At 36.2% G+C, this 6,759-nt stretch carries 4 protein-coding genes and 1 pseudogene; all 5 read left to right on the top strand.

The window, feature by feature from the left end; genetic code table 11:
• The first annotated feature begins 102 nt into the window (after positions 1-102).
• The gene (locus Q0A18_RS12270; protein WP_363315990.1) at positions 103-426 is read left to right on the top strand and encodes a DUF6660 family protein; all 324 of its coding nucleotides are present in this window, start codon (positions 103-105) and stop codon (positions 424-426) included.
• Positions 427-568: 142 nt separating this feature from the next.
• Positions 569-4,933 (top strand): CusA/CzcA family heavy metal efflux RND transporter, encoded by a 4,365-nt coding sequence (locus Q0A18_RS12265; protein WP_292010437.1) that lies wholly within the window; start codon positions 569-571, stop codon positions 4,931-4,933.
• A 1-nt stretch (position 4,934) separates the two neighbouring features.
• Positions 4,935-6,134: an efflux RND transporter periplasmic adaptor subunit gene (locus tag Q0A18_RS12260; protein WP_292010436.1), complete on the top strand. Its 1,200-nt coding sequence runs from the start codon at positions 4,935-4,937 to the stop codon at positions 6,132-6,134.
• A gap of 22 nt (positions 6,135-6,156) precedes the next feature.
• On the top strand, positions 6,157-6,555 hold the full coding sequence (locus tag Q0A18_RS12255; RefSeq protein ID WP_292010435.1) for an isoprenylcysteine carboxylmethyltransferase family protein: 399 nt from the start codon (positions 6,157-6,159) through the stop codon (positions 6,553-6,555).
• A gap of 12 nt (positions 6,556-6,567) precedes the next feature.
• Positions 6,568-6,759 (top strand): annotated as a pseudogene (locus tag Q0A18_RS12250) (lipid A phosphate methyltransferase); the annotation flags it as partial.

Below are 6,759 nucleotides of genomic sequence, written 5' to 3'. Positions count from 1 at the left end.
TCCCATTACTTTATCAGCTTTTTCATAAGTATCAATTTTTTAAATTAAAGTTATTCATTGAAAGATTAATTATATTACTTTAAAAAGTGCTATTTTTGTAGGATGAATCTGTTGAGATTGATTTTTGCATTCTATTTCATGGTATTATCGATAACACCATGCACGGATACTTACAGTCCATCCAATAATAAGGGAATAGAAACCTTACTAAGCATTGATGCCTCACATTCAAAAGATAATGGAGATATCTGTTCACCTCTTTGCAGTTGTAACTGTTGCCAAATTACTGTCACGGTTTTTAAGATAGATCCGTTGCTAAAGCTTCCGATAGAGGTGAGGGCTTATTTTTCTAAGAAAATTCTTTTCCATAACACGGATTTTGCTTATCAGGTTTACGACCATATCTGGCAGCCTCCTAAAATTTAATTTTATTGAACATTATTAGAAAGTCATACTTTCTGAGCATTTGAACTTTGCAATATCATTGCAGAGCTCTCTCATCTATTTTTGCTGCTAATATTATAAGATATTAGTTCATATATGTTATTCAATAAAATTATTATCAATTGTGTTAGATAAAATCATAAAATTTAGTATCAAAAACAAAATTGTTATTGGTATAATGACTTTGTTACTCATCATTTGGGGAGTATGGAGTGCAACTAAGCTTCCTATTGATGCAGTACCTGATATTACTAATAATCAGGTACAGATTATTACGGTGAGTCCTACTCTTGCAGGAGAAGAAGTAGAGCAGTTTGTTACATTTCCTATAGAGCAGAGTATTGCCAATATTCCTGATATTCTGGAAACCCGGAGTATATCAAGATTCGGACTATCAGTAATTACTGTTGTTTTCAAAGATAAAGTAAATATATATTTTGCCCGCCAGCTTATTACGGAGAGACTGAAGCAGGCTGAAGAAAATATTCCCAAGGGAATAGGAACTCCGGAATTGGCGCCGGTAAGTACCGGTCTGGGAGAAGTATATCAATATATTTTGCACCCTAAAAAAGGAAGTGAGAAGAAATATAATGCAAAAGACCTTCGTACCATGCAGGACTGGATTGTTGCCAGACAGCTTTATGGAACGGAGGGAATTGCTGAGGTCAACAGTTTTGGGGGGGAATTAAAACAATATGAGGTTGGAGTGAATCCCGATAAGTTAAAAGCATTGGGAATAAGTGTAACTGATATTTTTACTGCCCTTGAGAAAAATAACCAAAATACGGGAGGAGCCTATATTGATAAAAAGCCTAATGCTTATTTTATCAGAGGAATAGGTTTGGCAACCTCTTTAGAAGATGTTAAGAATATAGCAGTGAAAAATACAGGAAGTGTTCCTGTTTTCATAAAAGATATTGCAGAAGTAGGCTTTGGGCATGCTACCCGTTACGGAGCAATGACATATAATGGTCAAACTGATGCTGTAGGAGGTGTGATAATGATGCTTAAAGGAGCCAATAGTAATGAAGTGGTTAAAAGAGTGAAAGAGAAAATTCCTGTGATCCAAAAATCCCTTCCTGATGATGTTGTTATAGATCCATTTTTAGACAGAACTAATTTAGTAGATAGAGCTATAAGCACTGTCCAGAAGAACCTTATAGAAGGAGCTTTAATCGTTATTTTTGTTTTAGTATTATTTTTAGGAAATCTCAGAGCAGGACTTATTGTAGCTTCTGCTATTCCTTTGTCTTTATTGTTTGCTCTGGGAATGATGAATGTATTTGATGTAAGTGCTAATCTTATGAGTCTTGGAGCTATAGATTTTGGACTTATTGTAGATGGAGCTGTAATCATTGTTGAAGCTACTTTACATCATCTTGGACTTAGGAAGTCAATAAAAAGACTGACACAGCAAGAGATGGATGAAGAAGTATTTTTGTCCGCTTCTAAAATCAGAGGAAGTGCTGCTTTTGGAGAAATTATCATTCTTATTGTTTATATTCCTATTCTTACGCTCGCAGGAATTGAAGGAAAGATGTTTTCTCCGATGGCAATGACAGTAGGCTTTGCAATTCTTGGAGCTTTAATCCTTTCACTTACCTATATTCCTATGATGTGCGCCCTTTTCCTCTCTAAAAAGATTTCTCATAAAGAAACTATTTCTGATAAAATGATGAATTGGCTTCAAAGTAAATATCAACCCTTATTACAGAGGGCTATTAAAATAAAATATATCATTGTAGGAATAGCAATCGGATTGTTCACTGTGTCTCTGATATTATTTAGCAGAATGGGAGGGGAGTTTATTCCACAATTACAAGAAGGGGATTTCGCCTTTCACTGTATTTTACCTCAGGGAAGTTCATTAAGCCAGAGTATAGAAACTTCTATGCAGGCTTCAAGAATTATAAAACAGTTTGATGAGGTAAAAATGGTAGTTGGAAAAACAGGAGCTGCAGAAGTGCCGACAGATCCGATGCCTCCCGAAGCTACGGATATTATGGTAGTACTGAAACCCCAGAGTGAATGGAAAACCGAGAAATCTTATGAACAGCTTGCTGATGAGATTACTGAAAAACTGAGAGTTATTCCCGGTGTATTTTTTGAAAAGAACCAGCCGATCCAGATGCGTTTTAATGAATTAATGACAGGAATACGACAAGACGTAGCTGTTAAAATATTTGGTGAGAATATGGATACTCTCTCCGTGTATGCAGATAAAGTGAGTAAGGTAATCCAAAGTGTGGACGGAGCCACTTCTCCACAGGTTGAGAGAGTGGGCGGGCTTCCTCAGATTAATGTTACTTATGACAGAACGAGAATTGCCAATTACGGAATGAATGTAGAGGATGTTAATAATGTACTAAGTACTGCTTTTGCAGGAAAAGCTGCCGGCCAGATCTTTGAAAATGAAAGAAGGTTTGACCTGGTGGTAAGATTAGACAGCCTTTACCGTTCCAATATTGATGATGTGAGCAATCTGATGATACCTACCAATACCGGTGCTCAGATTCCTTTATCCCAGGTTGCAAAGGTTGCTTATGAAATAGGTCCGGCACAGATCAGCCGTGAAGCAGGAAAACGAAGAATTGTAATAGGTTTTAATGTAAAAGGTAGAGATGTTGAAAGTGTTGTAAAAGATATACAGGATAAGCTTTCTAAAGAAATAAAACTTCCTTCCGGCTACTATTTTACCTATGGAGGACAGTTTGAAAACTTGAAAGAGGCCAGCCAAAGGCTAATGATAGCAGTTCCAATTTCTCTCTTGCTCATTTTCATGTTACTGTATTTTACCTTTCACTCCTTTAAGCAGGCTACTTTAATTTTTACAGCCATTCCAATGAGTGCCATAGGAGGAGTCCTCGCGCTGCTTTTAAGAGGAATGCCTTTTAGTATCAGTGCAGGAGTGGGTTTTATAGCTTTGTTTGGGGTAGCCGTTTTAAATGGAATTGTATTAATCGGAACCTTTAATCAATTAGAAAAAGAAGGGATTGCTAATATTATAAAAAGAGTTGTTGAAGGTACGAAAACCAGATTAAGACCAGTGTTAATGACGGCTACTGTAGCATCGCTCGGATTTTTACCGATGGCTATAAGTACCAGTGCGGGAGCAGAAGTTCAGAAGCCGTTAGCAACTGTTGTTATCGGAGGGCTCATATCTGCCACTTTACTTACCTTATTTGTATTACCTATGCTGTATATCATTTTTAATTCTAAAATTAATATTAAAGGAAAGCTAAAAGGGAAGTCTTTAGCAATGATTGTTTTGCTGGGACTTTTGTTTTCCGGTCAGAATTTTAAGGCTCAGAATTCACGAAATATTACTTTGCAGGATGCTGTAGAAATAATGCAGAAAAATAACCCTTCTATTAAAGCCAAAGATTTGGGTATTCAATCATCAGAAGCATTGGCACCTACAGCAAAAGAACTTCCGAAAATGGGTTTCAGTGCTCAGTTAGGACAATATAACAGTACCCGCTTTGATCAGTCTTTCGCTATTTCACAGGATATTCCGTTTCCGACTTTATTTAAAGCCAGAAAGGACTTGATTTCCGAACAGGTCCAATCCAGAAAAATTGAAAAGGAAGTAACACTTAATGAGCTTGTAAAACAAGTCAGGTCATATTTCTATCAGATTGAATATCTGCAGTACAACCAGACGAAGCTACAATATCTGGACAGCTTATATGGAGACTTTATCAAAATAGCCACGATACGGTTTAAAGCCGGAGATATTAAAAAAATTGAGATTAACACTGCGGAAACTCAAAAAGGGGAAATCAATCTGCTGTTACAGCAAAATCAGGTTTACTTAAATAATGCCTATCAGAATTTAAAATTGATTTTAAATACGGACGAAGACATTTCAGTTCCTATCTCTAATGATTATGAACCTTTAAAGCTGGAGTATCTTTTTGATACTAATACTGTATCTAATCATCCTATGGTTAAGCTGTTGAAACAAAATATTGAAGTTTTGGAACAAAATAAGAAAGTTGAAAAAGCACAAGGTTTACCGGATTTTAGCCTTGGGTATACCAATCAATCATTAATTGGGTTTCAGACTGTCAATGGACAGGAAAGGTATTTTGGGGTGGGTAACCGATTTAATTATGTAAATGTCGGAGTTTCTATTCCCCTTACTTTCGGAGCAACCAAGGCAAGGATTCAGTCTCTGGAATATCAGAAGCAGATGGAAGAAAGTAATATGCAATATCAACAGCAGCAGCTGAATACACAGCTACAGAATTCCATGAACCAATATCAACAGGATTTTGAACAGTATCAGTATTATCTTAATCAGGCAATACCTAATGCTTCAAGCATTGTAAAAGCAGCTCAATTAGGCTATAAGACTGGAGATATTTCTTATGTAGAGTATCTGTTTGCATTACAGACCGCTACTGATATCGAGCTGAAATATCTGAGATCTATTCAGGAAGTCAACCAAACCGTTGTTACTATTAACTCTTTAATTAACAGATAAAATGAAATTTAAATTGAATATCATCATCATAATTCTTCTGACTTTACTAACGAACTGTTCCAAGAAAACTGATGAAAAGACCGAGGTGAGAAAAGAAACTGAGACCCCAACCGAAAATCGGAGTGCTAATATAGCTTCTGTTACAAAAGAACAGATGAATGCGGTAGGAATACAGCTGGGAAAGATAGAAATGAAAGAGCTTACAGCCACAGTGAAGGCAAACGGAGCTTTAAGTGTACCGAATAATAACAAAGCCAATGCAACATCCCTGTACGGAGGTGTCATCAGAACTTTAACGGTACAGGTGGGTGATTATGTGAGAAAAGGCCAGGTAATAGCCACCATTGCCAACCCTGAATTTATACAGCTTCAGGAAGATTATCTTACAGCAGGGAGTAATATCACTTTTGCGGAACAGGAATACAGACGTCAGAAAGAACTTTTTGATAATAATGCCGGTGCTAAAAAGAATCTTCAGAATGCAGAAGCACAACTGAAGACCTTGAGGACAAGAAGAGCCTCTTTACAAAGACAAATTCAGATGATGGGAATCAGCCCAGGTAATATTTCCAATGGGAATTTAAAATCCGGACTTGCTGTCATTGCTCCTATCAGCGGAACGGTGAGCAATGTTTTTCTAAAACTTGGAAGTTATATTGATGTTTCGTCACCGGTGATTGAAATTGTGGATAACAGTTCATTACATCTGGATCTTCAGATCTTTGAAAAGGATTTGCCCTCCATTAAAGTGGGGCAGCACATTCATTTTACATTAACCAATAACCCTGTTGCAGAATATGATGCTGAGGTATACAGTATTGGGGCTGCTTTTGAAAACGAAACTAAAACAATTCCCGTTCATTGTAAGGTGCAGGGAAATAAATCGGGATTGATTGATGGAATGAATGTAACAGCAGTGGTAAGTCTTGATAATCAACTAATGCCCGCTGTTCCCAATGATGCAATTACAAGTTCTGAAGGTAAAGATTATATTTTCGTACTGTCTAATAAAACGATAGAGTACACTAAAGAAAACAAAAAAGAAATCAGCTTTGAGAGAGTGGAAGTAGTAAAGGGTACGTCAGCAATGGGATATACGGCGATTACTCCTATAAAATCTGTTCCGGATAATGTGCAGGTTGCCGTAAAAGGAGCATTTTTTATCAATGCTATATTAACGAATTCTGGAGAAGAAGAATAAATTTAAAGGTAAAGTTAAAAATATGGCTTTAAAAGAAGAACTTGAAAGACAGGGAAACTGGCTGTTTAAATATAGGAGTTTCTTACCCCTAAGTATTTTAATGTTAGGCGTTTTAGTATTAATTCAAACTAGCTTAAAGAATTCAGATTCTGTTTGCACAAAATATTATGAAGTGCTTTGCCTGTTGGTTAGTACGATTGGATTGGTAATAAGAATATATACAGTAGGATATACTCCAAAGAATACATCCGGACGTAATACATCCGAGGGACAGGTTGCTGAGACTCTTAATACGTCAGGTATTTATAGTATAGTAAGACACCCTCTTTATTTAGGGAATTTTTTTATGTGGCTAGGACCCGCCATGTTTACTGAAAATATTTGGTTTATTATTTCTTTTGTACTCTTTTACTGGATATAATATGAAAGAATTATGTACGCAGAAGAGCAGTTTTTAGAAAGAAAGTTTGGCACCCAATATCGAATTTGGGCAGAAAAGGTTCCTCCTTTTATACCTGATATAAGGTTATTTACAAAAAATGAACTTACATTCAGCATGAAAAAAGTAATGCAGAAAGAGAAAAACGGATTATTTGCAATGTTTTTGATTTTTATGATATTTGAT

The sequence above is a fragment of the Chryseobacterium sp. genome, assembly GCF_022712095.1.
Lineage (GTDB): Bacteria > Bacteroidota > Bacteroidia > Flavobacteriales > Weeksellaceae > Chryseobacterium.
The sequence above is the reverse complement of the archived record's forward strand: the minus strand, read 5'-3'. Positions and strand labels throughout refer to the sequence as shown.

Excerpts from the sequence above, each read along its gene's own strand:
- Q0A18_RS12270 (WP_363315990.1), top strand. The coding sequence starts at position 103 with ATGAATCTGTTGAGATTGATTTTTGCATTCTATTTCATGGTATTATCG.
- Q0A18_RS12260 (WP_292010436.1), top strand. The coding sequence starts at position 4,935 with ATGAAATTTAAATTGAATATCATCATCATAATTCTTCTGACTTTACTA.
- Q0A18_RS12255 (WP_292010435.1), top strand. The coding sequence starts at position 6,157 with ATGGCTTTAAAAGAAGAACTTGAAAGACAGGGAAACTGGCTGTTTAAA.